Annotated in this window: 26 protein-coding genes; 15 read left to right on the top strand and 11 right to left on the bottom strand. The window is 63.0% G+C overall.

The window, feature by feature from the left end; genetic code table 11:
• Nucleotides 1–38: 38 nt before the first annotated feature.
• From JOF47_RS07655 to era, 4 genes are read left to right on the top strand one after another with little or no spacing between them, the layout of a single operon-like run.
• The gene (locus tag JOF47_RS07655) at nucleotides 39–1151 is read left to right on the top strand and encodes a PhoH family protein (protein WP_245356296.1); all 1113 of its coding nucleotides are present in this window, start codon (nucleotides 39–41) and stop codon (nucleotides 1149–1151) included.
• The gene (gene ybeY / locus JOF47_RS07650) at nucleotides 1148–1621 is read left to right on the top strand and encodes an rRNA maturation RNase YbeY (protein WP_209997020.1); all 474 of its coding nucleotides are present in this window, start codon (nucleotides 1148–1150) and stop codon (nucleotides 1619–1621) included. Before JOF47_RS07655 ends, ybeY begins: the two co-directional genes overlap by 4 nt.
• Nucleotides 1621–2931, top strand: coding sequence for a hemolysin family protein (locus JOF47_RS07645; RefSeq protein ID WP_209997019.1), 1311 nt, complete (start codon nucleotides 1621–1623; stop codon nucleotides 2929–2931). The genes ybeY and JOF47_RS07645 overlap by 1 nt, the downstream gene beginning before the upstream one ends.
• Nucleotides 2928–3899 carry a GTPase Era gene (gene era, locus JOF47_RS07640; RefSeq protein WP_209997018.1) on the top strand — a complete coding sequence of 324 codons (972 nt, stop codon included), beginning with the start codon at nucleotides 2928–2930 and terminating at the stop codon, nucleotides 3897–3899. The genes JOF47_RS07645 and era overlap by 4 nt, the downstream gene beginning before the upstream one ends.
• Before the next feature lie 112 nt (nucleotides 3900–4011).
• Here era and JOF47_RS07635 read toward each other — a convergent pair whose 3' ends face one another.
• Nucleotides 4012–4410 (bottom strand): hypothetical protein, encoded by a 399-nt coding sequence (locus JOF47_RS07635; RefSeq protein WP_209997017.1) that lies wholly within the window; start codon nucleotides 4408–4410, stop codon nucleotides 4012–4014.
• A 295-nt stretch (nucleotides 4411–4705) separates the two neighbouring features.
• Here JOF47_RS07635 and leuA point away from each other — a divergent pair, with 295 nt between their 5' ends.
• The 3 genes from leuA to JOF47_RS07620 all read left to right on the top strand — a co-directional run bounded on the left by leuA (nucleotide 4706) and on the right by JOF47_RS07620 (nucleotide 8091).
• Nucleotides 4706–6445: a 2-isopropylmalate synthase gene (leuA, locus tag JOF47_RS07630; RefSeq protein WP_209997016.1), complete on the top strand. Its 1740-nt coding sequence runs from the start codon at nucleotides 4706–4708 to the stop codon at nucleotides 6443–6445.
• Between the two features lie 84 nt (nucleotides 6446–6529).
• Nucleotides 6530–7282 (top strand): DNA repair protein RecO, encoded by a 753-nt coding sequence (gene recO / locus JOF47_RS07625; RefSeq protein WP_209997015.1) that lies wholly within the window; start codon nucleotides 6530–6532, stop codon nucleotides 7280–7282.
• Entirely contained in the window at nucleotides 7279–8091 is an 813-nt protein-coding gene (locus JOF47_RS07620; protein ID WP_209997014.1) for an isoprenyl transferase, read from the top strand. The genes recO and JOF47_RS07620 overlap by 4 nt, the downstream gene beginning before the upstream one ends.
• A gap of 33 nt (nucleotides 8092–8124) precedes the next feature.
• On the opposite strand, the gene JOF47_RS07615 is transcribed toward JOF47_RS07620, so the two are convergent.
• Nucleotides 8125–8316 (bottom strand): hypothetical protein, encoded by a 192-nt coding sequence (locus JOF47_RS07615; RefSeq protein WP_209997013.1) that lies wholly within the window; start codon nucleotides 8314–8316, stop codon nucleotides 8125–8127.
• Between the two features lie 64 nt (nucleotides 8317–8380).
• Complete coding sequence (locus JOF47_RS07610) at nucleotides 8381–9559, bottom strand: alpha/beta hydrolase (protein ID WP_209997012.1); 1179 nt, start codon at nucleotides 9557–9559, stop codon at nucleotides 8381–8383.
• Between the two features lie 60 nt (nucleotides 9560–9619).
• Between JOF47_RS07610 and JOF47_RS07605 the strand changes: the two genes are divergently transcribed.
• Entirely contained in the window at nucleotides 9620–10708 is a 1089-nt protein-coding gene (locus JOF47_RS07605; RefSeq protein WP_209997011.1) for a quinone-dependent dihydroorotate dehydrogenase, read from the top strand.
• A gap of 172 nt (nucleotides 10709–10880) precedes the next feature.
• Here the strand turns inward: JOF47_RS07605 and JOF47_RS07600 are convergent, their stop codons facing one another.
• Nucleotides 10881–11462: a DUF3043 domain-containing protein gene (locus JOF47_RS07600; protein WP_209997010.1), complete on the bottom strand. Its 582-nt coding sequence runs from the start codon at nucleotides 11460–11462 to the stop codon at nucleotides 10881–10883.
• 69 nt (nucleotides 11463–11531) lie between these two features.
• On the opposite strand from JOF47_RS07600, the gene JOF47_RS07595 reads away from it, so the two are divergent.
• The 6 genes from JOF47_RS07595 to JOF47_RS07570 all read left to right on the top strand — a co-directional run bounded on the left by JOF47_RS07595 (nucleotide 11532) and on the right by JOF47_RS07570 (nucleotide 17557).
• Nucleotides 11532–12941, top strand: coding sequence for a dipeptidase (locus JOF47_RS07595; RefSeq protein ID WP_209997009.1), 1410 nt, complete (start codon nucleotides 11532–11534; stop codon nucleotides 12939–12941).
• 106 nt (nucleotides 12942–13047) lie between these two features.
• The gene (locus JOF47_RS07590) at nucleotides 13048–13422 is read left to right on the top strand and encodes a HesB/IscA family protein (protein ID WP_209997008.1); all 375 of its coding nucleotides are present in this window, start codon (nucleotides 13048–13050) and stop codon (nucleotides 13420–13422) included.
• A gap of 205 nt (nucleotides 13423–13627) precedes the next feature.
• On the top strand, nucleotides 13628–14506 hold the full coding sequence (gene ctaC, locus JOF47_RS07585; RefSeq protein ID WP_209997007.1) for an aa3-type cytochrome oxidase subunit II: 879 nt from the start codon (nucleotides 13628–13630) through the stop codon (nucleotides 14504–14506).
• Nucleotides 14507–14512: 6 nt separating this feature from the next.
• Nucleotides 14513–16231 carry an aa3-type cytochrome oxidase subunit I gene (ctaD, locus tag JOF47_RS07580; protein ID WP_209997006.1) on the top strand — a complete coding sequence of 573 codons (1719 nt, stop codon included), beginning with the start codon at nucleotides 14513–14515 and terminating at the stop codon, nucleotides 16229–16231.
• Nucleotides 16232–16233: 2 nt separating this feature from the next.
• Nucleotides 16234–16635, top strand: a complete 402-nt coding sequence (locus tag JOF47_RS07575; protein ID WP_209997005.1) for a cytochrome c oxidase subunit 4 — start codon at nucleotides 16234–16236, stop codon at nucleotides 16633–16635.
• 139 nt (nucleotides 16636–16774) lie between these two features.
• Entirely contained in the window at nucleotides 16775–17557 is a 783-nt protein-coding gene (locus JOF47_RS07570) for a GntR family transcriptional regulator (RefSeq protein ID WP_209997004.1), read from the top strand.
• Nucleotides 17558–17742: 185 nt separating this feature from the next.
• Here the strand turns inward: JOF47_RS07570 and JOF47_RS07565 are convergent, their stop codons facing one another.
• The 5 genes from JOF47_RS07565 to ctaE form a co-directional block, all read right to left on the bottom strand.
• The gene (locus JOF47_RS07565; RefSeq protein WP_209997003.1) at nucleotides 17743–18024 is read right to left on the bottom strand and encodes a hypothetical protein; all 282 of its coding nucleotides are present in this window, start codon (nucleotides 18022–18024) and stop codon (nucleotides 17743–17745) included.
• A 220-nt stretch (nucleotides 18025–18244) separates the two neighbouring features.
• On the bottom strand, nucleotides 18245–19915 hold the full coding sequence (gene qcrB / locus JOF47_RS07560) for a cytochrome bc1 complex cytochrome b subunit (protein ID WP_209997002.1): 1671 nt from the start codon (nucleotides 19913–19915) through the stop codon (nucleotides 18245–18247).
• A gap of 2 nt (nucleotides 19916–19917) precedes the next feature.
• Nucleotides 19918–20961, bottom strand: a complete 1044-nt coding sequence (gene qcrA, locus JOF47_RS07555; protein ID WP_209997001.1) for a cytochrome bc1 complex Rieske iron-sulfur subunit — start codon at nucleotides 20959–20961, stop codon at nucleotides 19918–19920.
• Nucleotides 20962–21031: 70 nt separating this feature from the next.
• Entirely contained in the window at nucleotides 21032–21820 is a 789-nt protein-coding gene (gene qcrC, locus JOF47_RS07550; RefSeq protein WP_209997000.1) for a cytochrome bc1 complex diheme cytochrome c subunit, read from the bottom strand.
• Nucleotides 21821–21885: 65 nt separating this feature from the next.
• Entirely contained in the window at nucleotides 21886–22524 is a 639-nt protein-coding gene (gene ctaE, locus JOF47_RS07545; RefSeq protein WP_377738798.1) for an aa3-type cytochrome oxidase subunit III, read from the bottom strand.
• Nucleotides 22525–22670: 146 nt separating this feature from the next.
• Between ctaE and trpD the strand changes: the two genes are divergently transcribed.
• Nucleotides 22671–23723: an anthranilate phosphoribosyltransferase gene (gene trpD, locus JOF47_RS07540; RefSeq protein ID WP_209996999.1), complete on the top strand. Its 1053-nt coding sequence runs from the start codon at nucleotides 22671–22673 to the stop codon at nucleotides 23721–23723.
• A gap of 348 nt (nucleotides 23724–24071) precedes the next feature.
• On the opposite strand, the gene JOF47_RS07535 is transcribed toward trpD, so the two are convergent.
• Nucleotides 24072–24350: an Lrp/AsnC family transcriptional regulator gene (locus JOF47_RS07535; protein WP_209996998.1), complete on the bottom strand. Its 279-nt coding sequence runs from the start codon at nucleotides 24348–24350 to the stop codon at nucleotides 24072–24074.
• Between the two features lie 56 nt (nucleotides 24351–24406).
• Entirely contained in the window at nucleotides 24407–24790 is a 384-nt protein-coding gene (locus JOF47_RS07530) for a DUF3054 domain-containing protein (protein ID WP_209996997.1), read from the bottom strand.
• Nucleotides 24791–25013 lie beyond the last annotated feature (223 nt).

Genomic DNA, 25013 nt, shown 5'->3' with positions numbered 1-25013 from the left:
CGGAATGCGGAGGCGGCAACAGTCGTATGGATCCAGAGATGAGCCAATCAGGGCAGCCGCGGGAAACCGATGCGCTGGTCAGCTTCGACAGTTCCGACCAAATGGTAGCCACCCTGGGTGCACACGATGAACTATTGCGTGTCATCGGTGGCGCCTACCCGGGCGTCGAGCTCCACGCCCGGGGCAACGACCTTCGGGTCACCGGCGAGCCGGGAGCCGCGCACAGGGCCTTGCGGGTGATCACCGAGGCCCGCACGCTTGCGGCCAACGGGACCCGGATTTCCGCGCAGACCATTGAACAGCTGGTGCGCATGCTGGAGGGCTCCGGCGCCGGCGACGCCCAGTCCGTGCTGGGGCTGAAGATACTTTCCGGCCGGGGCAAGGCCATCCGGCCCAAGACCGTGAACCAGAAGGCCTACGTCGATGCCATCGACGAGCACACCGTGATCTTCGGTATCGGTCCCGCGGGCACCGGCAAGACCTACCTGGCGATGGCCAAGGCCGTTGCGGCGCTGCAGTCCAAGGAGGTCAGCCGAATCATCCTGACCCGCCCGGCCGTGGAGGCCGGGGAGAAGCTCGGCTTCCTGCCGGGCACCCTCACCGACAAGATCGACCCGTACCTGCGCCCGCTCTACGACGCGCTGCACGACATGCTGGAGCCGGATTCGATCCCGCGCCTGCTGGCCGCCGGCACCATCGAGGTCGCACCGCTGGCCTACATGCGCGGACGCACCCTCAACGACGCGTTCATCATCCTCGACGAGGCACAAAACACCACGCCCGAACAGATGAAGATGTTCCTCACCCGGCTGGGCTTCGGCTCCAAGATCGTGGTGACCGGCGACATCACGCAGGTCGACCTGCCCGGCGGCACCAAGTCCGGGCTGCGCGTGGTCACCGAGATCCTCGAGGGCGTCGATGACATCGCCTTCTGCGAACTCGACGCGACCGACGTGGTGCGCCACCGGCTGGTCGGGGCCATCGTCGGCGCCTACGAGCGTTGGACCGCCCGCCAGGACCCCAACTTCAACCGCTCGGCCGCCCGCGCGCGGCGCCGGGCCGCCGCTACCCCCGGCACGGGCCAGGCAACCCACAGACAGCACGGCAAACCACAGGGACACGGTCCCGACAATCAGGAGAACGCATCATGAGCGTAGAGGTCAACAACGAGTCCGAGATCGCAGCCGATCTCGAACGCATCAGCGCGTTGGGACGCCACATCCTCTCCGAGCTGCACGTGCACCCGGAAACCGAAGTCTCGATCATCCTGATGGACGAGGAGCCCATGAGCGCGCTGCACGTCGAATGGATGGACATCGACGGGCCCACCGACGTGATGAGCTTCCCGATGGACGAACTGCGCCCGGGCCGCCCCGGTTCTCCCACCGAGGCGGGCATGCTCGGCGACATCGTGATCTGCCCGCAGGTCGCCACCGCCCAGGCCAAGACCGGCGGGCACAGCGTCGAGGACGAGATCCTGCTGCTCACCACGCACGGCATGCTGCACCTGCTGGGCTTCGACCACGCCGAGCCCGAGGAAAAGGAAATCATGTTCGCCCTGCAGCGCCAGCTGCTTGAAGCCTTCCTGGGCCGCCCGGCTCCGCGGGAGACGATGAACTAGTGACCGCGATTGTTCTCGCGCTCTGTGCATTGGTGTTCATCGTCAGTGCAGCAATCCTCACCGCAGCCGAATCCGCCTACCTGTACCTTTCCAGGCAGCAGGCAGAGGTGCTGCGCAGCGAATCCGCCGCCGGCCACCTGAGCCGCATCCTCGACGACCCCACCAGCCACACCCACGCCGTGCGTTTCTGGCGCATCTGGTTCGAGACTGCCTCCGCCGTGGCGGTCGGCATCCTCTACCACGACAGGCTCGGCAACGTCTGGCTGGCCGGCCTGCTGGCCACCGTCACCATGGCCGCGGTCAGCTTTGTGCTGGTCGGGGTCTCGCCGCGCCGCTACGGGCGCACCCACGCCGCCGGGGTGGTGCGCCGCACCGCGCCGCTGATCCGCTTCCTGCGCCTGGTGCTGGGCCCGATCCCGTCCTGGCTGGTCGGCATCGGGCAGGCGATCTCCCCGCGCGCCGTCGAGGAGGACGAGGGCTTCCTCTCCAAGGAGCGCCTGCGCGACCTGGTCGACCGGGCCTCGGAGGGCGACGGCCTGGAGGACGACGCCGCGGAGATCATCAACTCCGTCATGGACCTGGAGGACACCTACGTCCGCTCGGTCATGGTGCCGCGCACCGAGATGGTCACCATCGCCAAGGGCCAGGACCTCAACGCCGCCATGGAGCTGTTCCTGAACTCGGGCTGCTCGCGCGTGCCGGTGATCGGGGACGATGCCGACGACATCTTCGGCATCATCTACCTCAAGGACGTGGCCTACAAGCTGCACAAGGAACCCGGGTCCGCGGCGCTGGTCGAGCAGCTGGCACGCCCCACCCGGTACGTGCCCGAGTCCAAGCTGGTCGGCGAGCTGCTGCCGGAACTGCAGCGCGAATCGACCCACATGGCCATCGTCATCGACGAATACGGCGGAACCGCCGGGCTGGTCACCCTCGAGGACCTTATTGAGGAAATCGTCGGGGAGATCGATGATGAATACGACAGGCAGCGCAACGAGATCGAGGACCAGGGCGACGGCAGCTACACCGTCACCGCCCGCACCTCCATCGACGAACTCGGCGAGCTTTTCGACATCGACATCGACGAGGACGAGGTCGACTCCGTCGGCGGGCTGCTGGCCAAGGAACTGGGCAGCGTCCCGGTGCTCGGCTCGCACGCCGTGGTCCACGGCATAGAACTGAAGGCCGTCTCGCTCAGCGGGCGGCGCAACCGCATCGGGAAGATCCTGGTGCGCAAGGTGGAAGTACAAACGACAACCGGCGAACAACCCGCCGTGAACGATGCACCGCATCACAAGGAGCAAGCATGAGCCGGAACACCAAGACCCCCGCAATGATGCCCGATGGCGGCTGGCCGAAGGACTTCCGCTCCGGCTTCACCTCCTTCGTCGGCCGCCCCAACGCGGGCAAGTCCACGCTGACCAACGCCCTGGTCGGCCAGAAGGTGGCAATCACCTCGTCGAAGCCGCAGACCACCCGCCACACCATCCGCGGCATCGTGCACCGCGAGGACGCGCAGCTGATCCTCGTTGACACCCCGGGCCTGCACCGCCCGCGCACACTGCTGGGCCAGCGCCTGAACGACCTGGTCGCGGACACGCTCTCCGAGGTGGACGCCATCGGCTTCTGCCTGCCGGCCAACGAGAAGATCGGCCCGGGCGACCGCTTCATCGCCACCCAGCTGGCGCAGCTGCAGAAGAAGCCGATCGTCGCGATCGTCACCAAGGCGGACACCGTGGACAAGGCGGCGCTCATGCAGCAGCTGTTGGCCGTGGCGCAGCTGGGCGTCGAAACCCTCGGCGAGGGCGGCTGGGCCGCCGTGGTGCCGGTCTCGGCCACCAAGGACTTCCAGGTCAAGGAGGTCGCCGACGTGCTGGCCGCGCAGATGCCGCTCTCCCCGCCGTTGTACCCGGACGGCGAGCTGACCGACGAGCCGGAGGCCAAGATGGTTTCCGAGCTGATCCGCGAGGCCGCGCTGGAGGGCGTGCGCGACGAGCTTCCGCACTCGCTGGCCGTGGTTGTCGAGGAAATGGTCCCGCGCGAGGGACGCCCGGAGGACAACCCGCTGCTGGACGTGCGCGTGAACCTCTACGTGGAGCGTTCCAGCCAGAAGGCCATCATCATCGGCAAGGGCGGCGCGCGCCTGCGCGACGTCGGCACCCGCTCGCGCAAGGGCATCGAGGCGCTCCTAGGCACCAAGGTGTACCTGGACCTGCACGTGAAGATCGCCAAGGAATGGCAGCGCGATCCCAAGCAGCTGGGCAAGCTCGGCTTCTAGTTTCCAGCTTCACCATGCAATGCGGAACGATCCCGGGCGCGGTTGGCCCGGGATCGTTCCGCATTTCGGCGGCCGGGCTGCCCGATGGCGCCTGACCGCTCCTGCTTGCGGTCTACTGGCCGAGCCTCCTGCGGATCTCCGCAGCAATCGCTTCCGACCTTGCGGCGATCTTCGCACGGAGCTCCCGCTCCTCCGGTGGCAGCGAGCCGTCGTTGGCCAACATGCGGTCGGCTTCCACGTCCCCGAGCGCATCGATGATGAATGCCCATGTTTCACGGGGAAGTCGTATCTCCGAGACATGGCCCTCGGCCGGCCAGCTCTCGAGCCCCCCGGGATCGGCGGGCCGGTCCGGAATGCCGCGCCACCCGGCTTCACGGACCGTGCCGCACCATTGCACCAGCGAGGGATCCCCGATGGCCAGGGCACCCAGGTTGTCCAGGGCCCCGTCGATGAGAAGCCAGTCCTTGGTTGGAATGGAAAGCCCGATCCGGGCAGGCGATTCTTCGTTCATGGGTCGATCGTAGCGGAGACTGCCGGCGCTGAACACGGGTTGACGTGGCGTTGGACATGAACGGTGGGCCGCATGCGGTGCGGGCCCCTGTCCACCATGTGAAACAATTTGTTCAACAAATCACACCGGGTGCGGGCGCGATGCTATGTTAAACAAATGCATTTCGGACTACTACTACTAAGCCGCCGCGGCGAGACCCAGACAGGACTCTAAGCGTCCTTAGGCCGACCCCTCGCTGCGGAGTCAACCACCGTCCCGGCCCCCTTTCTCACCCACTTAGAAAAGGCCCAGTGAAATGCAAAACATGCAGAAGACCTCCGGAATGCCGATCCACAAGTACGTGCCGTTCCAGGACCAGATCAACATCTCCCTGCCGGACCGCACCTGGCCGGACAAGTACATCACCCAGGCCCCGCGCTGGTGCGCGGTAGACCTCCGTGACGGAAACCAGGCGCTGATCGACCCGATGAGCCCCGAGCGCAAGCACAAGATGTTCGACCTGCTGGTCAAGATGGGCTTCAAGGAAATCGAGGTCGGCTTCCCGTCCGCCTCGCAGACCGACTTCGACTTCGTGCGCCAGCTGATCGAACGCGGCATCCCCGACGACGTCACCATCCAGGTGCTCACCCAGGCCCGCGAACACCTGATCGAGCGCACCTACGAGGCACTCGAGGGCGCCAAGCAGGCCATCGTGCACCTGTACAACTCCACCTCCGTGCTGCAGCGCCGCGTGGTGTTCAACCAGGACCAGGACGGCATCATGGACATCGCCCTGACCGGTGCGCGCCTGTGCAAGAAGTACGAGGAGCAGCTGGTCGGCACCAAGATCACCTATGAATACTCCCCGGAGTCCTTCACCGGAACCGAGCTGGAGTTCGCCAAGCGCATCTCCGACGCCGTGGCCGAGGTTCTCGAGGCCAGCCCCGAGAACAAGATGATCCTGAACCTGCCGGCGACCGTGGAGATGGCGACGCCGAACGTGTACGCAGACTCGATCGAGTGGATGCACCGCAACCTGGCGAACCGCGACTCGATCGTGCTCTCCCTGCACCCGCACAACGACCGCGGAACCGGCGTCGCCGCCGCCGAGCTCGGCTACCTGGCCGGCGCCGACCGCATCGAGGGCTGCCTCTTCGGCAACGGCGAACGCACCGGCAACGTCGACCTGGTCACCCTGGGCATGAACCTGTTCGGCCAGGGCATCGACCCGCAGATCGACTTCTCCGACATGGACGAGATCCGCCGCACGGTCGAGTACTGCAACCAGCTTCCCGTCCCGGAACGCTCCCCGTACGGCGGAGACCTGGTCTTCACCGCCTTCTCCGGCTCCCACCAGGACGCCATCAAGAAGGGCTTCGAGTCCATGGAGGCCGACGCCAAGGCAGCCGGCAAGACCATCGACGAGATCGAGTGGGCCGTGCCGTACCTGCCGGTGGACCCGAAGGACATCGGCCGCTCCTACGAGGCCGTCATCCGCGTGAACTCGCAGTCCGGCAAGGGCGGCGTCGCCTACCTGCTCAAGAGCGAGCACTCGCTTGACCTGCCGCGCCGCGCTCAGATCGAATTCTCCGGCGTCATCCAGCGCAAGACCGACGGCGAGGGCGGGGAAATCTCCTCGGCCGCGATCTGGAACGTCTTCCAGGACGAGTACCTGCCGGTCACCGAGGGCTCCGACCACGAGCCGTGGGGCCGCTTCAAGCTCGGCTCCGCCACCGCCGACACCGCGGAGGACGGCAGCTTCGAGCTGACCACCACGCTGATCATCGACGGCACCCCGCACCGCCGCTCGGCCACCGGAAACGGCCCGATCAACGCGCTGGTCAACATCCTCTCCGCCGAGGGCGTGGACGTGCGCGTGCTGGACTTCACCGAGCACGCGCTTTCGGAGGGCGGCAACGCCGCTGCCGCGGCCTACGTCGAATGTGCCGTGGGTGAACGCGTGCTCTGGGGCGTCGGCGTCGACACCAACACCACCATGTCCTCGCTGAAGGCAGTGGTCTCCGCCGTGAACCGCGCGGTGCGCGACTCCAAGTAAATCCCTTCGGGGTGAGACAGCCGTGGGTCCGGTGCATCGGGTTGATGCACCGGACCCACGGTTTTGTTTGAGATGATGGGTAGCGTGTCACGAACAGGTTTTGCAGCAAAGAGCTACCGCACGCGCGGGATCATCTTGCGCACCCAGAAACTGGGGGAGGCCGACCGCATCATCACCCTGCTCAGCCCCGAGCGCGGCGTGATCCGCGCCGCCGCCAAGGGCGTGCGCCGCACCAGCTCCAAGATGGGTGCGACGCTCGAGCCCTTCATGGAGGTCGACGCCCAGATCGTCGAGGGCAAGTCGCTACACACCATCATCCAGGCGCAGCTGCGCAACCCCTACGGCCATGCGCTGGTTGCCGACTACGCCGCCTACACCGCCGCCCACGCCATGGTGGAGACGGCCGAGCGGCTCACCGACTCGGAGGCCGAGTCCATTGCCCCTCAGTACCGGCTGCTGCACGGCGCCATCGCGGCGTTGGCCCGCGGCGGCCACGAGCCCGGCACCGTGCTTGACTCCTACCTGTTGCGGGCCCTGGCCACGGCGGGCTGGGCGCCGAGCTTCACCCACTGCGTGCGGTGCGGCGCCGTCGGCCCGCACCAGGCCATCAACATCCCGCTGGGCGGGGTGGTCTGCCACGATTGCCGTCCCGCCGGATCGCTTTCCCCCTCGCCGCAGACCGTCGAGTTGCTGGCGGCCCTGCTGGCCGGGGACTGGGAGACCGTGGATGCCAGCGACATCGCATCGCGCACCCAGGCCGGCAACATCGTGACGAGCTACCTGCAGTGGCACCTTGAACGTGTAGTCAAATCCCTCAAGCTCGTGGAGAGAAGATGAGAAAACCCACCAAGATCACCGGGAATCCCGGACGCAGCCACCCGGCACCCCACCCGGCGGGTTTCACCGTGCCGCAAATCCCCGCCGAATTCGTGCCGCAACACGTGGCGATCGTGATGGACGGCAACGGCCGCTGGGCCAACCAGCGCGGGCTGCCGCGCACCGAGGGACACCGCGCGGGGGAGGCTGCGCTGTTGGACGTGATGGCGGGCGCGATCGAGATGGGCGTCAAGTACGTTTCCGTCTACGCGTTTTCCACCGAAAACTGGAAGCGCAGCCCGGAGGAGGTGCGCTTCCTCATGGGATTCTCCCGCGACGTGCTACGCCGCCAGCGCGACACCCTGAACGGGTGGGGCGTGAAGATCCGCTGGGCCGGGCGCGAACCGCGGCTGTGGAAGACCGTGGTCAACGAGCTCAAGGCCGCCGAGGAGCTGACCGCCGGCAACGAAACCTGCCAGCTGACCATGTGCGTGAACTACGGCGGCCGGGCCGAGATCGCCGACGCCGTGCAGGCCATTGCCGCCGAGGTCCAGGCCGGGCGCCTGAAGCCGTCGCAGGTCAGCGAGAAGACCGTGGCCAGGTACCTGGACGAACCGGAGTTGCCGGACGTCGACCTGTTCCTGCGCACCAGCGGGGAACAGCGCACCTCGAACTTCATGTTGTGGCAGTCGGCGTACGCGGAAATGGTGTTCATCGACGAACTCTGGCCCGACGTGAACCGATCGACCCTGTGGTCGGCCGTGCAGGAATACGCAAGCCGCGACCGCCGCTACGGGGGAGCCGTGGACAAGCCCGAGGCCGGCGCATAGTCCGGTCCCCCCTGCTCGCAGCCAGTCCGGCTTTCACCCGGCAAGCGGGACTGGCTGACAGGAACGATCGGGGGGCCTTGCCCGGGCGAGGACCTGGTCCATCCGGGCTTCGCGCACACCGAATGCCGCGCTGGCGCCGTTCTCCGGTCCGACGAGGAAGACGCGAAACACCGGATTGTCGTTTTCCCGGCTCGTGTCACGCTCGTCTGCAAGCAGCGACTTCATTCCAGAGGCCATTTCTCTTGTTCCGCCGGAGGTTGGGCCCGCGGAACCATCGGCCCGTGCGAAACTATCCTGTGGTCGTTCGCGTCGGCAGGTATCCCGCGGCCCAACGGTCGATCGCCGCGTAGGCCGCCGCTCGCGGGACCGGCAACGAGGTAAACACATCGTGCATCGATCCGTCGATGATGGCGTTGGTGACCTCCGATCCCAGGCCCAGGCTGCGTTCGCGCACCACCTGCACCTCGATGACCGAGTCGCTGTGCAACATCGATTCATCGAAGCTCGTGCCGAGGTGTGCTGAACGCGAGGTCAGAACCAAGATGGGGATCTTCACGGCCAGCCCTCGGGAGACTTCCCTGTGCCCGGCCAGGATCGCCGTGATCCACCCGGCCGTGGTGGGGAAGGAAACAGGCGGCCTCCACACGGGATGCAGGTCCCAGGAGCCGTGGGACAGCCGGCTGAGCGACCGCCAGTAGTGGTCGAACTCGGGCAGGTGCAACTTGGCGCGCGGCCTGACCCTGGCGATCGGTTCAAAGACGCCTTGGGTCGCGTACCGCACCAGATAGCTGCCCTGCGTTTCCAGCCACGGGCTGTTGAGGATCAGCGCGGAAAACGCTTCCGGGTTGCGGTTGACCCACAGGCTGGCGATGAGCCCGCCGGTGGAGTGGGCGACGCAGATGCCCGGCATCTCTTGGCCCTCCAGCTCGCGGATGGCGGCAAGCGCGGCGGCAAGGTCGGCATCGTATTCCTCGAGGTTGCTGGTGAACCCGGGGTTTTGGTGGTGGGCCCTCATGCTGCGTCCGTAGCGGCGAAGGTCCAGCGCGTAGAAGGAATATCCTCGCGAGGCCCAGTACCCGGCAAGCTCCGCGTTGTAGAAGTAGTCGCTCCACCCGTGGATGGCAAGGACAAAACCGTTGCGTACGGCTTTCGCGGCATTCCGTTCGGCGCGGAAGCGCCTGATATCTTCGCGCAGCGGGGCCAGCTGGGCGGAGATCTTGCGCAGCCACCCTGTGGGCTCGGTCAGGTGCCGGGGATGTTCCTGGGGTTGGTAGCGAACGAGCGTGGCGCAGAGTTCACCCTCTTCGTCGGTTCCCATGGGCAGGGTCGTATAGGAAAACCCCGCGCCCAGGATATCGGGGAGCCACTGGCCGCGAAGCGTCGTTTCGCAGTAGTCGGGCCAGGTGGCGGTAGGGTCGTAGTCCGGCGCTGCGGGGAACCCGGACGTTTGTGAAGACGCGTGCGACATGTGATGAGCATAACCGGGTTGAAGTTGTTTGGAAGGAGCGCAGAGGGAAGACTGGAGATCATGCGCATCTATCCCACGATTTTCCGTGTGCTTTTCTCGGGCATGGACCCCGAAAAGGCCCACCACTTTGCCTTTAACGCCATCCGACTTACCGAAAAGGTCGGGCTTTCGAGCGTCGCCCGCATGATTTGTTCCCCGGATTCCTCGTTGCGCCGCACCGTCATGGGCATCGATTTCCCGTCGCCTTTCGGCCTGGCCGCGGGCTTCGACAAGGAAGGTGCCGGAATCGGTTCCCTCGCCGACCTGGGCTTCGGCCACGTGGAGGTCGGAACGATCACCGGTGCCGCCCAGCCCGGCAACGAACAGCCCCGCCTCTTCCGCCTGGTTGAAGACAAGGCAGTCATCAACCGCATGGGCTTCAACAACGACGGTGCCCATGCAGTGGCCCCGCGAACCCGCGCCGCCCGCATGTTGCTGAACCGCCGCTTCGGTGCCCACCGCCCGGTCATCGGCATCAACATCGGCAAGACCAAGGTCGTGGAGCTCGAGGACGCCGTTGAGGACTACCTGATCTCAACCCGCGAGCTCGCCCCGCACGCCGACTACCTGGTGGTCAACGTGTCGTCGCCGAACACCCCCGGCTTGCGCCTGCTGCAGAGCGTTGAGTCGCTGCGCCCGTTGCTCAGTGCCGTCGGCGCCGAGGCCGACCGCGTGGCGGGGCGCCACATCCCGCTGCTCGTGAAGATCGCGCCCGACCTGACCAACGAGGACATCGCGGATGTCGCAACGCTGGCCCAGGAGCTGAAGCTCGACGGCATCATCGCGACCAACACCACGATCTCGCGCGAGGGATTGACCTCCGATGCGTTCAAGGTCGCGGAAATCGGTGCCGGCGGATTGAGCGGAGCACCCTTGAAGGCCCGCTCGCTGGAGGTCCTGAAGGTATTGCGCGCCAAGGTGCCTGCCAGCATGGCGATCATTTCCGTCGGTGGCGTCACCACCGGCGAAGACGTCATCGAACGCCTGCAGGCGGGTGCGGACCTGGTGCAGGGTTACACCGCGTTCCTCTATGAGGGACCGCTGTGGGCTCGCAGCATCAACAAGACCCTGGCCAAGGCCGCAGCCAATGGGGTCAGCCTGCGCAACTAGTCGTTGGCCGCCCCGATAGGGTGATGGGTCGGTTGGGCTGACCGTGTGATTTGCGCGGTCAGCCCAACCGACCCATTTGTCTATTCCCGTCCGGGAGGCCATGGAAAAGGCGTGTGTTGCACCGCTTCCGGTGCAACACACGCCTTGTGTGGATTGTTGAACGCTTGTGCGTTTAGCGCGGGTCGTCTCCGCGGCGTACCTGGGGCTTGGGCAGGCGCAGCTTGCGGAACTGCATGCCGCGCATGACGCCGTACCAGACAACGCCGCGTTCGACGGTGCCGTAGCGGGCAACGAGGCCCTTCTTCAGTCCGCGGGACATGATGAACGAGTCGATGACCACCAAAGCGACAAGGATCCACAGCGCAAAGGTCACGTACACCTGAACCTGCAGGAACTTTGACATGGTCAGCGAGATGATCAGGAAGCCGAAGACGGCGAACATGAGGTATTCGCCGACCATGAAGCGGCGGTCCACGAAGTCGCGGGCGAAGCGCTTTTGGTCGCCGCGGTCCCGCACCGCCATGTAGCGCTCGTCACCGGTTTCATTGGCCAGACGCATGCGGTTCTGCGCTTCGAGGCGCTGGGCGCGCTCTGCTTCACGCGCAACCTTGCGGTCGGTGGGAACCAATGGCCGCTGGCGGCTTGCTTCCTGGGCCTTACGCTTGGGAGTCGGGGCATTTTTGCCGGTGGGCTTGATGGTCTCTTCTGTGGGCGCTTCTACGGAAGCTGCCTGATCTTTCTTGCGTCCAAACACCCATATAGTCTACCCGCGTGTGGCACGCCTGCCTCATCCAAGACACGACACGGTTGTAGGCTTTCGAGTATGACTACCAAGAACACCGCCGATTCGGCGTCATTCGGTGTGGATCGCGAAGCGCTGAGCACCCACATCGACAATGACTTCGGACGAATCGTTTCCGAACTAAGCAACCTTGTGGCAATCCCCGGCATCGCCTGGGAGTCGTTCGACGCCGCACAGCTGGACCGAAGCGCCGAGGCCGTGGCGCAGCTGGTGCGCGAAGCGGGGATGGAGCAGGTCGATATCCTGCGCGTGCCCACCGAGTCCGGCGCCATCGGCGGACCCGCCATCGTTGCCAACCGCCCCGCCCGCGACGGCAAGCCGACAATCCTGCTTTACGCACACCACGACGTGCAGCCTCCGGGGGACGAGGCACTCTGGAAAACCAAGCCCTTCGAGGCCACCGAGGTTGACGGACGCCTCTTCGGCCGCGGCGCAGCGGACGACAAGGCCGGCATCATGGTCCACATCGCGGCTCTGCGCGCGGTGTTGGCCAAGGTCGAGGAATTCGGCCTCGGCGTCACGTTCTTCCTCGAGGGCGAGGAAGAGGCCGGTTCCCCGAGCTTCCGCCGGTTCCTCGAGACCCACCGCGACCGCCTCGCCGCCGATGTGATCGTTGTTGCGGACTCGAGCAACTGGAAGGTCGGGGTCCCGGCGCTGACCACATCCCTGCGCGGAATGGCCGGGGGAGTGGTTGAGGTCCGCGTTTTGGACCATGCCGTGCACTCGGGCATGTTCGGGGGACCGGTCCTCGACGCCCCGACGATCGCCGCCCGCCTGATCTCCACCTTCCACGATGCCGAGGGCAACGTGGCAATCGCCGGACTTGTGGCCCACGAGACCGCGGAAGTGGAATACCCCGAAGCCGACTTCCGCACCGATTCCTCCGTCCTGGATTCGGTCGCCCTTGCCGGCAGCGGCAAGATCTCCGACCGTCTCTGGAACAAGCCGGCCCTCTCGATCATCGGGATGGACATCCCGTCCGTTGCGGTGTCCTCCAACACGCTAATCCCGTCGACGCGCTTCAAGCTGAGCCTGCGCCTGGCCCCGGGCCAGGACCCGCAAGAGGCCGTGGAAGCGGTCCGGACCCACATCATGGCCCAGGACCTGCGCGGTGCACAGGTCAGCTTCGAATCCGACGAGGCCGGTCAGGCATTCTCCACAGACACCTCGGCTCCGGCCGCGCAGGCAAGCCTCTGGGCCCTGGGCGAGGCATGGGGCGTCCCGGCCGTGGAAACCGGCATCGGCGGCTCCATCCCGTTCATCTCCGACCTGCTCGAGGTCTTCCCCCAGGCGCAGATCCTTGTCACCGGCGTCGAGGATCCCGATTCGCGGGCACACTCGGCCAACGAGTCGCTACATTTGGGTGACTTCCGTCATGCAATTTTGGCTGAGGCGATGCTCTTGGCACGCTTGAACAACCACGGGCTCTAAGTCACAAGGGGCGCCGCGACATCCTTTGCGGCGTCGACGTACCATAGAAGATGAGGGGCCACGCTTGAGGCGTCGCCCAAGTTGAGCAGTAAATGGAGGATCAAGCATGACAGCTGCACCCAACGAAACCACCGCCGATGCTACGGAACTGCCGACCCACGAGGTCAAGCTCTCCGATGTCGCTGCAGACAAGGTCCGTTCACTGCTTGAACAGGAAGGCCGCACCGATCTCCGGTTGCGCGTCGCCGTTCAGCCAGGGGGATGCTCGGGCCTGATCTACCAGCTCTACTTCGACGAGCGTCTGCTCGAGGGCGACGCGGTCAACGAGTACGACGGCGTTGAGGTTGTCGTGGACAAGATGAGCGTCCCGTACTTGGCCGGTGCTTCGATTGACTTCGAAGACACCATCGCCAAGCAGGGCTTCACCATCGACAACCCAAGTGCCGGCGGCTCTTGCGCCTGTGGAGATTCTTTCCACTAAGTCGGAACCAAATACACCGCCCACGCGTTGAGACATCTTCACGCGTGGGCGGTGTTTTGGTCGGCATTCGAGCGCCCGAGAGGGTAAGCTCTACGATAAGTAGTAAAACTATGGTTTTCTTCGACCTCATCAGCGTTGATTCACTTGAGTCCGGCCGCTGAGCGTCGAAGACTCATTCAGCACCAACAAAGAGGAAGGGCCGTCTGTGAGTTCGCAAGACCGAACCAGCAGCCGCCGCAAAGGCAGAGCCAAAGTCTTGGCTCTTGCTGGCGCTGGCGCGTTGTTGTTGACGGGATGTTCAGCGGAAGCCCAGCGAGGTTGGCTCCCAAACGTCGAACGTGACACTACCAACCACACCGGTATGATCCAGGATCTCTGGGTCAACTCGTGGATTGCAGCGCTTGTCATCGGCATTTTAACGTGGGGCCTGATGCTTTGGTGCATCATCGCTTACCGCCGTCGCAAGGGCGATACTGGCTACCCGCGCCAGCTTAGCTACAACTTGCCAATCGAAATTTTCTACACGGCCGTGCCGTTGGTTCTGGTCCTGACGTTCTTCACGTTCTCAGACCAGACCGAAAAGACCCTGAATACCAAGGTCGACTCCGAGCTCGTAGTGGATGTCCGTGCCAAGCAGTGGGCATGGGACTACAACTACACCTACAAGGGCGTAGAGAAGTACGACGCAACAGTCCAGGCTCACCTCACCGGTGAACCGGGCGTTGAAGAGACTCTGCCGACCCTGTACCTGCCGGTTGGAAAGAGCGTCACGCTCGAGCTGAACAGCCGTGACGTCATCCACTCGTTCTGGGTCCCTGCATTCCTGCAGAAGCTGGACATGATTCCGGGAAAGACCAACTACATCTACCTCACCCCGCAGGTTGAGGGTCAGTTTGACGGCAAGTGCGCAGAACTTTGTGGCGAATACCACTCGGAGATGCTGTTCAACGTCAAGGTGGTTTCCGAGGCCGAATTCGAGGCACAGCTGGCCACCATGAAGGATGGCCACTTGGGCGTAGAGTACGATCGCCAGCCGGGCCTGGTCAACCAGGCTCCCAACGAAACCGCCGCGGAAGGGGAGTAATCCATCGTGACTACTTACGAATACGCCACCGACGGGGCCAAGAGCCTCGCACCGCGCGTGGTTCCGGTTTCCAAGGGACGGATCTTCGTCAACTGGATCACCTCCACGGATCACAAGACCATCGGGTACATGTACCTGATCATGTCGTTCCTCTTCTTCTGCATCGGCGGCGTGATGGCATTGATCATCCGTGCCGAGCTGTTCGAACCGGGTATGCAGATCCTGCAGACCAAGGAACAGTACAACCAGCTGTTTACCATGCACGGCACGATCATGCTGCTCATGTTTGCAACCCCGCTCTTCGCAGGCTTCGCAAACGTCATGATGCCGCTCCAGATCGGCGCACCGGACGTGGCCTTCCCACGACTGAACGCACTGGCCTTTTGGTTCTTCTCCTTCGGATCGATCATCGCGCTGTCCGGTTACCTGACCCCGCAGGGTGCTGCATCCTTCGGCTGGTTCGCTTACGCACCGCTGTCGAACACCACCTTCAGCCCCGGCGTGGGTGGCGACCTCTGGGTCTTCGGCCTGGCGCTGTCGGGCTTCGGCACCATCCTCGGCGCCGTCAACTTCATCACCACCATCATTTGCCTGCGTGCACCGGGCATGACCATGTGGCGCATGTCGATCTTCACCTGGAACACGCTGATCACCGCGATCCTGATCCTGATGGCATTCCCGCCGCTGGCAGCCGCACTGTTCGCACTGGGTGCGGACCGACGGTTCGGGGCGCACGTCTTTGATCCGGAAGCAGGCGGGCCGGTTCTCTGGCAGCACCTGTTCTGGTTCTTCGGCCACCCCGAGGTTTACATCATCGCGCTGCCGTTCTTCGGCATCGTGTCGGAAATCTTCCCGGTCTTCAGCCGCAAGCCGATCTTCGGCTACAAGGGCCTGATCTTCGCAACCATCTCCATCGCGGCACTGTCCGTAGCGGTTTGGGCGCACCACATGTACGTCACCGGCTCCGTCATGCTTCCGTTCTTCGGCTTCATGACCATGCTGATCGCCGTCCCGACAGGTGTGAAGTTCTTCAACTGGATCGGTACCCTGTGGCGCGGATCGATCACCTTCGAAACCCCGATGCTCTGGAGCCTCGGATTCATGGTGACCTTCCTCTTCGGTGGCCTGACCGGCATCATCCTTTCGGCTCCGCCGCTGGACTTCCACGTTTCGGACACCTACTTCGTGGTTGCCCACTTCCACTACGTGGTCTTCGGGACCGTCGTGTTCGCAATGTTCGCCGGATTCTACTTCTGGTGGCCAAAGTGGACCGGCAAGATGCTCAACGAGCGCCTTGGCAAGATCCACTTCTGGCTCCTGTTCATCGGCTTCCACGGCACCTTCCTCATCCAGCACTGGCTGGGTGTCATGGGCATGCCGCGTCGTTACGCCGACTATATGCCTGAAGATGGCTTCACCACGATGAACCAGTTCTCGACGATCTTCTCCTTCATCCTGGGCATGTCCATGATTCCGTTCTTCTGGAACGTATGGACCACCCACCGCAAGGCCAAGAAGGTTCTTGTGGATGATCCGTGGGGCTTCGGTGCGTCGCTGGAATGGGCAACTTCTTGCCCGCCGCCGCGCCACAACTTCCACTCCATCCCGCGCATTCGATCCGAGCGACCGGCTCTTGACCTGCACCACCCGGAACTGAGCGCACGCTCGACCCCGGACAACGCAGTGGCCAAGATCTTCGGCCCGGCTGACCAGAAGGACAAGTAGACATGAAAGTTGAGTCCTGGCTCTTCCTCGGTGGCATCTTCTTCTTCACCCCCGTAGGAATCGTTTACGGCATCATGGTCAACTGGGAGGAGCCTGTCGGTTTCCTCGCTTTGTTCATGCTCTCCGGTCTCTCGATGATGATCGGCTGGTACCTGCTGCACACCGCGCGTCGTGTGGGCCCACGCCCCGAAGACCGTGTTGACGGCGACATCCACGAGAACGCCGGCACCATCGGCCTCTTCTCCCCGTGGAGCTGGTGGCCGTTGTTCCTCGGCTTCGGTGCCGCAACCGGCTTCGCCGGATTGGCACTGGGCTGGTGGGTACTGTACATCGGTGCAGGCCTTGCCGTGATCGGCTTGGTAGGTTGGGTTTACGAGTACAGCCGCGGTGCCCACGCCCACTAATCCTGGTGCGTCCTAACCGCAGCTTCTGAAGTGCCGGTGTTTCCCCGTAGGGGAAACACCGGCACTTTGCGTTTATCCCCGGCTCTCATGAGCGAGAATTAATGCAGGCAGTTCTTGGGCCTCAACCAATGGAGTAGACGTGAAACCCTATGCGCCACAGCCGCCGGTTCTCGGTGCCATCGATGAAGACTCGTCCCTTGGCAAATACCGGCAAATCCGTGAAATCCTGCGCACCCATGCCAAGACGGTGTGCGAACCCGGGTTCAAGCTCCCTCCCGAGCGAGAGCTTGCCGCCTCTCTTGGAGTGGCCCGGAAAACGCTGCGGCAGGCCATTGATTCACTGGTTGAAGACCAGGTTCTCAAACGCGTGGTGGGGGTGGGCACCTTTGTCGCTCACCCCAAGGTCGACCTGCAGGTTCGGCTGAACTCCTACAGTGAAGAGATGATCAGGCGAGGCATGGTCCCCGACGCCCATGTGTTGCGCTTTGACGAAGTCCCGGCCTCCGGAAGCCTCTCGCGGCACATGCAGATCGACGAGGGTGCACCGGTCATTCGTTTCAGGCGACTGCTCCTCGCCGACGGCAAACCCATGAGCCTTGATGAAAACTTCATGCCCAGCGACCTCGTGCCCGGATTCCTCAACGACCCGCCACCGATTTCCCTGTACCAGTCATTGCATGAGCGCTACGGACTGGTCCTTGAATGGGGCGAGGACCAGATTGAAAGCACGGCGGCCACCGCCGCCAACGCCGGACTGCTCCAAGTCGAGGTCGGGTTCCCGTTGCTGAAGATCACCAGGTACGCCTTTGTGGGGGACGGGCTCGTCGATTACTCGGTCTCGCTCTATCGCTCGGACCGCTACAAGCTCTTTGTGCCCTTGCAGCGCCAAGGAAGCCGCACGCCGCGCTACACCACGCTGTAGCCAAACGTAGCGCTTAGAACGCCTCTCAGGTGGTTGCGGGAGTGCGCGCCTCGGACGCTTGGACGCAAGCTGCGCCCGACATCACCGCACGACACGTCGAGGCCGCCGTTGTCGTTGCGTTCGCGGATCCGCTGTTCTCGGTTGCTGTCCCGAGATAAAAGGCATCGAAGAGTTAGTGACGTGGGCTAGTTGTATCCGCCGGCCTGCGCCACGTATATGCGGGCGTATTCGCTTTTGTTGCTCATTAGCTGCTCGGGGTTTCCGCGTTCGACGATCTTGCCTCCGGAGACCACCAAGATCTCATCTTTCGTCCTCACCGCCAAGAAGCGGTGGAACCCGGGGACAGTGACCATGCCGTCGAATCCCGTGGCCTGGTCGACAAATCTCCGGTAGAGCTCGTCTTCGGGTTTCGGGTTCAATGCCGCAGTTGGCTCGTCGCGGATGCGCAGCAGAGGGTTTTGCCGCATCGACCCCCGAATCGCGGTTTCCCTTCCCGGCTGGAACAGACTGGCAACTCCGGCACCGGGCCTCGGGGGAGGGGCTGCCAGAATCCGTGGACATGACCTAATCGGCCATGTCCACGGTCTTCGGTCCGGGGAGTCAAGGAAAACCAAGACCCTGAAACTTAAAAAGTGTGGGGCCCGTCTTTCGACGGGCCCCACACTTTGGGCTAGTTCCTAGTGGAACTTAGTGACCGATGGAATCCTGTTCGGATCCTTCGATCTCTGCATGTCCATGTGCAGCCTTGGCGGCTGCCAACTCGGACGGAGTCACCGGAGCAACGCGATCCTCGAAGAAGAACTTGGACAGTGCGCCACGGCGCTTTTCCTTGCGGGAAATGTGGCCTGCTGCGTCCGGCTGTGCCGGAATGACCTTGCGGTCCTCGAAGGTGGCCAGGTGGTACTGCTGGTAGACATCGAGGTCCTCGTGCTTCTCCGAGAAGCCGCCTTCCGGCGACATCTCGATGATGCCTGCTTCGCGACCGTGCAGGACAATCTCGCGGTCCTTGCGCTGCAGCGACAGTGCGATGCGGCGTGCAAGGACGAAGCCGAGGATCGGGCCAACGATGAACAGCGTGCGCAACCAGTACGTCACGTCGTTCAACGACACGTGGAAGTGCGTTGCGATCAAGTCGGAGGAAGCCGCAGCCCACATCACGCAGTAGGAGACGACGCCTGCAACACCGACGGCCGTACGGAACGGTGCGTTGCGCGGACGATCCAACAGGTGGTGTTCGCGGTTGTCCTTGGTGAGCCAGCGTTCGATCCACGGCCAGGTGAACATCAAGGTGAAGATGATGCCGGCCGGAACCAGTGCAGGAAGCAACACGTTCAGGGACAGGGTGTTCCAACCCCAAGGGAACGGGATGACCCACTCGAAGGAGAAGTTGCCAATCATACCTGGCATCAAGCGCAGCGCGCCGTCAACCCAACCGATGTACCAGTCAGGCTGGGTACCGGCGGAAACCGGCGACGGGTCGTACGGTCCGTAGTTCCAGATCGGGTTGATCGTGAAGAAGCCCGAGATGAAGGCGACGATGCCGAAGACGATGAAGAAGAAGCCGCCGGCCTTTGCTGCGTAAACAGGACCAACCGGGAAGCCTACGACGTTGTCGTTGGTGCGGCCCGGGCCGGGGTACTGGGTGTGCTTGTGCACGACAACCATGAACAGGTGCAGGCCGACCATCAGAAGGATGATGGCAGGCACGATCATGATGTGCAGCGAGTACAGACGAGGGATGACGGCCGTACCCGGGAATTCCCCACCGAAGAGGAAGAACGAGAGGTACGTGCCGACAACCGGGATCGACTTCATGACGCCGTCGATGATGCGCAGGCCGTTGCCGGAGAGCAGGTCATCGGGGAGCGAGTAGCCGGTGAAGCCTGCAGCCATCGCCAGGATGAGCAGTACGCCGCCGACAACCCAGTTCAGTTCGCGGGGCTTGCGGAATGCACCGGTGAAGAACACGCGGAGCATGTGGACCGACACAGCCGCAACGAACAGCAGTGCGGACCAGTGGTGGACCTGGCGCATGAACAGACCGCCGCGGATGTCGAAGGAGATATCCAACGACGACGAGTATGCGGCTGACATGCCGATGCCCTTGAGCGGGTTGTACGAACCATCGTAGATGACGTGGGTCATCGACGGGTCGAAGAAGAACGTCAGGAACGTTCCCGAGATCAGCAGCAGTACGAAGGTGTACAGCGCCACCTCGCCAAACATGAAGGACCAGTGGTCGGGGAAGATCTTGCGACCGAATTCCTTGACCATGGCCGAGCCGCCGGTGCGCTCGTCAACAAAGTTGGCGATACGACCGGTCGCGGTCTTCGGAGTGTATTTAGTAGTGGTGCTCATGGTTAGCCACGCTCCCAGTAGCTCGGTCCAACTGGCTCTTGGAAGTCGCTCTGAGCGACCAGGAAGCCGTTGGAGTCAACCGCGATCGGCAGCTGTGGCAGCGGACGACCGGCCGGGCCGAAGATGACCTTGCACTCGTTGGTGAGGTCGAAGGTCGACTGGTGGCACGGGCACAGCAGGTGGTGTGTCTGCTGCTCGTACAGAGCAACCGGGCAACCAACGTGGGTGCAGATCTTTGAGTAGGCGACGATGCCGTCTACGTTCCAGTCCTCGCGGCCGGGGGAGACGTTCATCTGCGTCGGATCCAGACGCATCAGCAGTACGACGGCCTTGGCCTTTTCGTTCAGCGGATCTTCGGTCTCGTTCAAGCCCTCGGGAATGACGTGGAAGACCGAACCGATCTGCACATCCGCGGCCTTGATCGGGGTGCCCGAAGGGTCGCGGGTCAGGCGAACGTCCTTGGCCCACATGGTGTGGCGCAGCTGTTCGATCAGCTGGCCTGCGGTCTTGCCCGAACCTTCAAGGTCGCGGAACATGAAGATCGCCGGAACCGGAGCCAATGCGATGGCACCGATGAGGGTGTTGCGAATCAACGGGCGACGCTTGATGCCGGTTTCTTCGATGACCTGGTTGATGATGTCTTCGGCATCCTGGCGATCCGCTTCGGGGCGGATCGCGTGGCGCATTTCCGAGACTTCGTGGTCCGGCATCAGGACCTTGGCCCAGTGAACGATGCCGATACCAATGCCAAGCATTGCAAATGTGGTGCCAAGGCCGAGCATCGAGTTCTGTACGCGGATTTCCGAGAGGCTATCCGGACGTCCGAGAACGAAGTAAGCAATGAAGAACGACAGGGTTCCGATGATGGAGATGATAAAGAGCAGCGCTACCTGACGCTCTGCTCGCTTCTCTGCTCGCGGGTCGGTATCTGCCAAGCGCTTCCGATGCGGCGGAAGGCCGGGATCCTGGAACTTATCCAGGGTTCCCGTGCCAGCCTTAGCAACGGTGCCCGAATCGTCCGGACTGCCGTGACTATGGTCGCCCATGTTGTCTCTCATCCTTTTCTCAAGATTCATTAGTACGTAGTGATTTCGACGGCGCTAGCCGTCTGCGGCCTTAGGAAGGACGCGAAGTGAGCCAGATGGTGAAGGCGATGACGATGCCCAAACCAGCGGTCCAGATGAAGAGACCTTCAGAGACCGGACCCAACGAACCAAGCTTGGCTCCGCCGGGCGAACCCTGGGATTCGATTTCCTTCAGGAAGGTGATGACGTTGCGCTTCTCTTCGGCGGTGATGTTCGAGTCGTTGAAGACGGGCATGTTCTGCGGGCCAGTGATCATGGCCTCGTAGATGTGCTTTTCCGAAACCCCAGCCAATGACGGAGCGAACTTTCCGCGCGTAAGGGCGCCACCCGCTGCGGCGGCGTTGTGACACATTGCGCAATTCACGCGGAATACGGTGCCGCCTTCGGCGGCGTTGCCCTTGGAAGTATCGAGAACTTCCTCGGAGGGGATGGACGGTCCGGCACCCAAGCTCGCAACGAATGCGGCGAGCTGTGAGATCTGTTCGTCATCGAACTGCACCGGCTTGGCCTGAGCCTGGGGGCCCTGCATCTGCATCGGCATACGGCCGGTTCCGACCTGGAAGTCGACAGCAGCGGCGCCAACACCAATCAGCGACGGACCGTCTGCGGATCCCTCGGCATTCATACCGTGGCAGGTGGCACAGTTGGCGACGAAGAGCTTGTTGCCTTGTTCGATGTCGCTAGCGGTGTAACCCGTGGCTGCCTTAGCCTCGTTGACGCTGCCGGCTGCCACATACAGGCCTCCGGTGATGAGCAGGCCCATCAAAAGCAGCGCGACGGCGGCGAGTGGATGGCGGCGCCTTTGCGAAAGAGCCTTCACTTGCTGGTTCCTCACTTATTTCTTAGAACTGGGAGTTGCCGTAAGTAGGCAACTTTTGGGGTGCGCTACTTCAGGAAGTAGATGATGATGAACAGGGCGATCCACACGACGTCGACAAAGTGCCAGTAGTAGGACACCACAATCGCACCGGTTGCTTCGTAGTGACCGAACTTGCGTGCAATGAGTGCACGACCGATGATCAGCAAGAAGGCGATGAGGCCGCCGGCCACGTGCAAGCCGTGGAAGCCGGTGGTCATGTAGAAGACAGAGCCGTAAGCGTTGGAGTTCAACGCAATGCCGTGAGCCACCAGTTCGGTGTACTCGTAGGCCTGAACGGAAACAAAGATGGCACCGAGAATGAAGGTCAGAACGAACCATTCGACCATTCCCCATTCCTTCAAGTTGAACAGTCCGCCGGTGCGGCGAGGCTTAAGATCCTCGGCACGGAAGACACCCAACTGGCAGGAGAATGAGCTCGAGACCAAGATGATCGTGTTGATAAGTGCGAACGGAACGTTGAGTTTCGCGGTTTCGGTCGCCCACATTTCCGGCGATGCAGCACGGAGTGTGAAGTACATGGCGAATAGCGCGGCAAAGAACATGAGCTCGCTGGATAGCCAGACGACAGTTCCTACCGACACCATGTTGGGACGGTTCGGCGCAGGATGCGCCGGGGCATTTAGGGCATGAGTCGCAGTTGTCACAGAGCCATTATGTCTATAAAAGTGCCTCTGACACCAATGCATTGCCCCCCGCGTGGCGCGAATTTTGGGCACTTCACGCCTACAACCGCGGAAACACGCGGGATTAACATTTCAGACTTTCTACGATTCGTAGATAACCTAGAGGCGTGTCAACGATTCGAGCGCAGCAAAAGTTCCCCACATGGCCAACAATTCTCTCGAGCCTGATCGCCGGCGGCGACCTGGATCGGGACCAAGCGTATTGGGCCATGGGCGAGGTGATGACGGGCAATGCCACCGATTCCCAGGTGGCTGGCTTCCTTGTTGCGCTCCGCTCCAAGGGTGAAACGGTCGACGAGCTGACCGGCCTTGTGGAAGCGATGCTGGCCAATGCGAGGCCGCTCACTATAGAGGGTGACCGACTAGACATTGTCGGAACCGGCGGTGACAGGCAAAATACGGTCAACATCTCGACGATGGCTTCCCTGGTGTGCGCCGGAGCTGGCGCAAAGATCGTCAAACACGGAAACCGGGCCGCATCATCTTCCGCGGGTTCGGCGGACGTGCTTGAGGCTCTCGGAGTGCGACTCGATATGCCCATCGATCGGCTCGAGGACGTCCTGGACGCGGCCAACATCACCTTTTGCTTCGCCCAGGTGTTCCACCCCTCCATGCGCAATGCCGCGGTGCCTCGTCGAGAGCTGGGCGTGCCAACGGCATTCAACTTCATGGGGCCGCTGACCAACCCCTCACAACCGACGGCCTCCGCCATCGGCTGCTCCGACCTGCGCATGGCTCCGCTCATGGCGGGCGTACTGGCAGCACGCGGAGTTCGCGCCTTGGTGTTCCGGGGAGAGGACGGCCTGGACGAGTTCACCACGACCGCGCCGAACCGCGTGTGGGAGGTCCGTGACGGCAAGGTCACCGAATCGCTCTTTGACGCCCGGGACATCGGGATGGCCCGAGCGACCCTTGATGACTTGCGTGGCGGTGACTCCGCACACAACGCACAGGTGGTTCGCGAGATCCTCGATGGAGCCCGCGGGCCCATCCGCGACGCGGTGGTGCTCAACGCGGCCGCAGGCCTGGTGGCGCTGGATGCATCTGCCGACGGGTCCTTGCAAGAACGACTCACCGCAGCCAAGGCCAGGGCCGAGGATGCGATTGATTCCGGCGCGGCCAAGCGCGCGCTTCAGGCATGGATCTCAGCGACAGCCTAGTTCCGAGGTCGTCAATCCAAAATATTTAGTCGTGGCACGCCTGTCCCCATGGGACGCAAGGCGTGCCACGGCTGTTTGTAGAGCCTTGAGCGTCGAATTCAGCCCGGGGGCCCGGATGAGGCGTTCGGGGCGCAGGGGATGCCGTGGGACGGTCCTGCTGACTGGGTCGGCAGCGTGCAGGGCTGGGGAGCCCCTAAGCAACAACCGCGAGGCCGGGCGATCCCGCGACTCCGGCCAGCGTTTTGAGCACCAGGAGTCGACTTAAGCAAGTGGGCGGCTTGTTGCCGATCAGAGTTGATCGACAACAAGCCGCCCACTTGGATGTTGCAGAGGCTGAGGGGCCGTGGCCTACTCGAGGCCGAGCGAGAACGCCGCATCGAGGTCGTGGCTCGAATACGCCCGGAAAGCTATGTGGGTCTGTGTGCCCTTGATTCCAGGGACCTTTGAGAGTCGGTTGGCAATGACTTCGGCCAGATCCTCGTGGTGACGCACTCGCGCGATGGCAATGAGATCCCAGTCGCCGGCCACCGAGTAGACCTCGGAAATACCCTCGATATCTGAGATCTTCTCTGCGCACTCGGGAATGCTGTCAGAAGCTGTTTGGATCATCACGAATGCAGTGACCACGGTGTTACCTCCAGTAATTAAATGAGTGTCGGTCCGAAGCTTAGGCCGAGCCTAGTTCAGGACTTGGCGGAGCGCACTTGGCGGCGCGCAACAAGAGTGGTGATGACCCGTCGACCCATCAAGAAAACGCCAAGGGCGATTGTGGTGACGACGATGAAGGGAACCGCCGCGGTGGCCCCAAAGAGCACTCGGAGCGCCAGCCCCAGTGAAACGGTTCCGATCCACACAAGGACGCCGGTGGGCCAGAGGCGTGAATGGTTGATCCACGGACGCGAGAGCAGGCTCAGAATCGTCAGTGCGATGAGGAAGGGTGAGGCAGTCTGCAGGACGCCCAACACGGTCAATGAATGTTCATGTGACTGACGCCCGCTCAAGGCAAAGAGCAGAACGAGAACCACATCGATCGCGAAATAGGCGATCCAGGTCTTGCGAGAGGTCATATAGCTATTCTATGGCCAGTAGTAACCGGTGCCAGACGGCGTATTGCCTGGCGCGTGCCGATCTGGGCCCCATTGGCCGTTCGGCGAGCGCGTGAATCCCGAATTCGAAGTGCTACTTGCCAAGCGGTCCAGTGCGCCCTCGGGGATACCGTCGGAGGAATTTGTGCCCCGGATGATCTCTTGCCCCAAGCAAGTCGACCAGGACATCCACAAGGATCCATGA

The organism is Paeniglutamicibacter kerguelensis (genome assembly GCF_017876535.1).
In the GTDB taxonomy this organism is placed as follows: domain Bacteria; phylum Actinomycetota; class Actinomycetes; order Actinomycetales; family Micrococcaceae; genus Paeniglutamicibacter; species Paeniglutamicibacter kerguelensis.
Note: the sequence above shows the minus strand (reverse complement) of the source record. Positions and strands in the feature narration are given on the sequence as shown.

Excerpts from the sequence above, each read along its gene's own strand:
- JOF47_RS07655 (WP_245356296.1), top strand. The coding sequence starts at position 39 with ATGAGCCAATCAGGGCAGCCGCGGGAAACCGATGCGCTGGTCAGCTTC.
- ybeY (WP_209997020.1), top strand. The coding sequence starts at position 1,148 with ATGAGCGTAGAGGTCAACAACGAGTCCGAGATCGCAGCCGATCTCGAA.
- era (WP_209997018.1), top strand. The coding sequence starts at position 2,928 with ATGAGCCGGAACACCAAGACCCCCGCAATGATGCCCGATGGCGGCTGG.
- JOF47_RS07635 (WP_209997017.1), bottom strand. The coding sequence starts at position 4,410 with ATGAACGAAGAATCGCCTGCCCGGATCGGGCTTTCCATTCCAACCAAG.
- leuA (WP_209997016.1), top strand. The coding sequence starts at position 4,706 with ATGCAAAACATGCAGAAGACCTCCGGAATGCCGATCCACAAGTACGTG.
- JOF47_RS07620 (WP_209997014.1), top strand. The coding sequence starts at position 7,279 with ATGAGAAAACCCACCAAGATCACCGGGAATCCCGGACGCAGCCACCCG.
- JOF47_RS07615 (WP_209997013.1), bottom strand. The coding sequence starts at position 8,316 with ATGAAGTCGCTGCTTGCAGACGAGCGTGACACGAGCCGGGAAAACGAC.
- JOF47_RS07610 (WP_209997012.1), bottom strand. The coding sequence starts at position 9,559 with ATGTCGCACGCGTCTTCACAAACGTCCGGGTTCCCCGCAGCGCCGGAC.
- JOF47_RS07605 (WP_209997011.1), top strand. The coding sequence starts at position 9,620 with ATGCGCATCTATCCCACGATTTTCCGTGTGCTTTTCTCGGGCATGGAC.
- JOF47_RS07595 (WP_209997009.1), top strand. The coding sequence starts at position 11,532 with ATGACTACCAAGAACACCGCCGATTCGGCGTCATTCGGTGTGGATCGC.
- JOF47_RS07590 (WP_209997008.1), top strand. The coding sequence starts at position 13,048 with ATGACAGCTGCACCCAACGAAACCACCGCCGATGCTACGGAACTGCCG.
- JOF47_RS07575 (WP_209997005.1), top strand. The coding sequence starts at position 16,234 with ATGAAAGTTGAGTCCTGGCTCTTCCTCGGTGGCATCTTCTTCTTCACC.
- JOF47_RS07565 (WP_209997003.1), bottom strand. The coding sequence starts at position 18,024 with ATGCGGCAAAACCCTCTGCTGCGCATCCGCGACGAGCCAACTGCGGCA.
- qcrB (WP_209997002.1), bottom strand. The coding sequence starts at position 19,915 with ATGAGCACCACTACTAAATACACTCCGAAGACCGCGACCGGTCGTATC.
- qcrA (WP_209997001.1), bottom strand. The coding sequence starts at position 20,961 with ATGGGCGACCATAGTCACGGCAGTCCGGACGATTCGGGCACCGTTGCT.
- JOF47_RS07530 (WP_209996997.1), bottom strand. The coding sequence starts at position 24,790 with ATGACCTCTCGCAAGACCTGGATCGCCTATTTCGCGATCGATGTGGTT.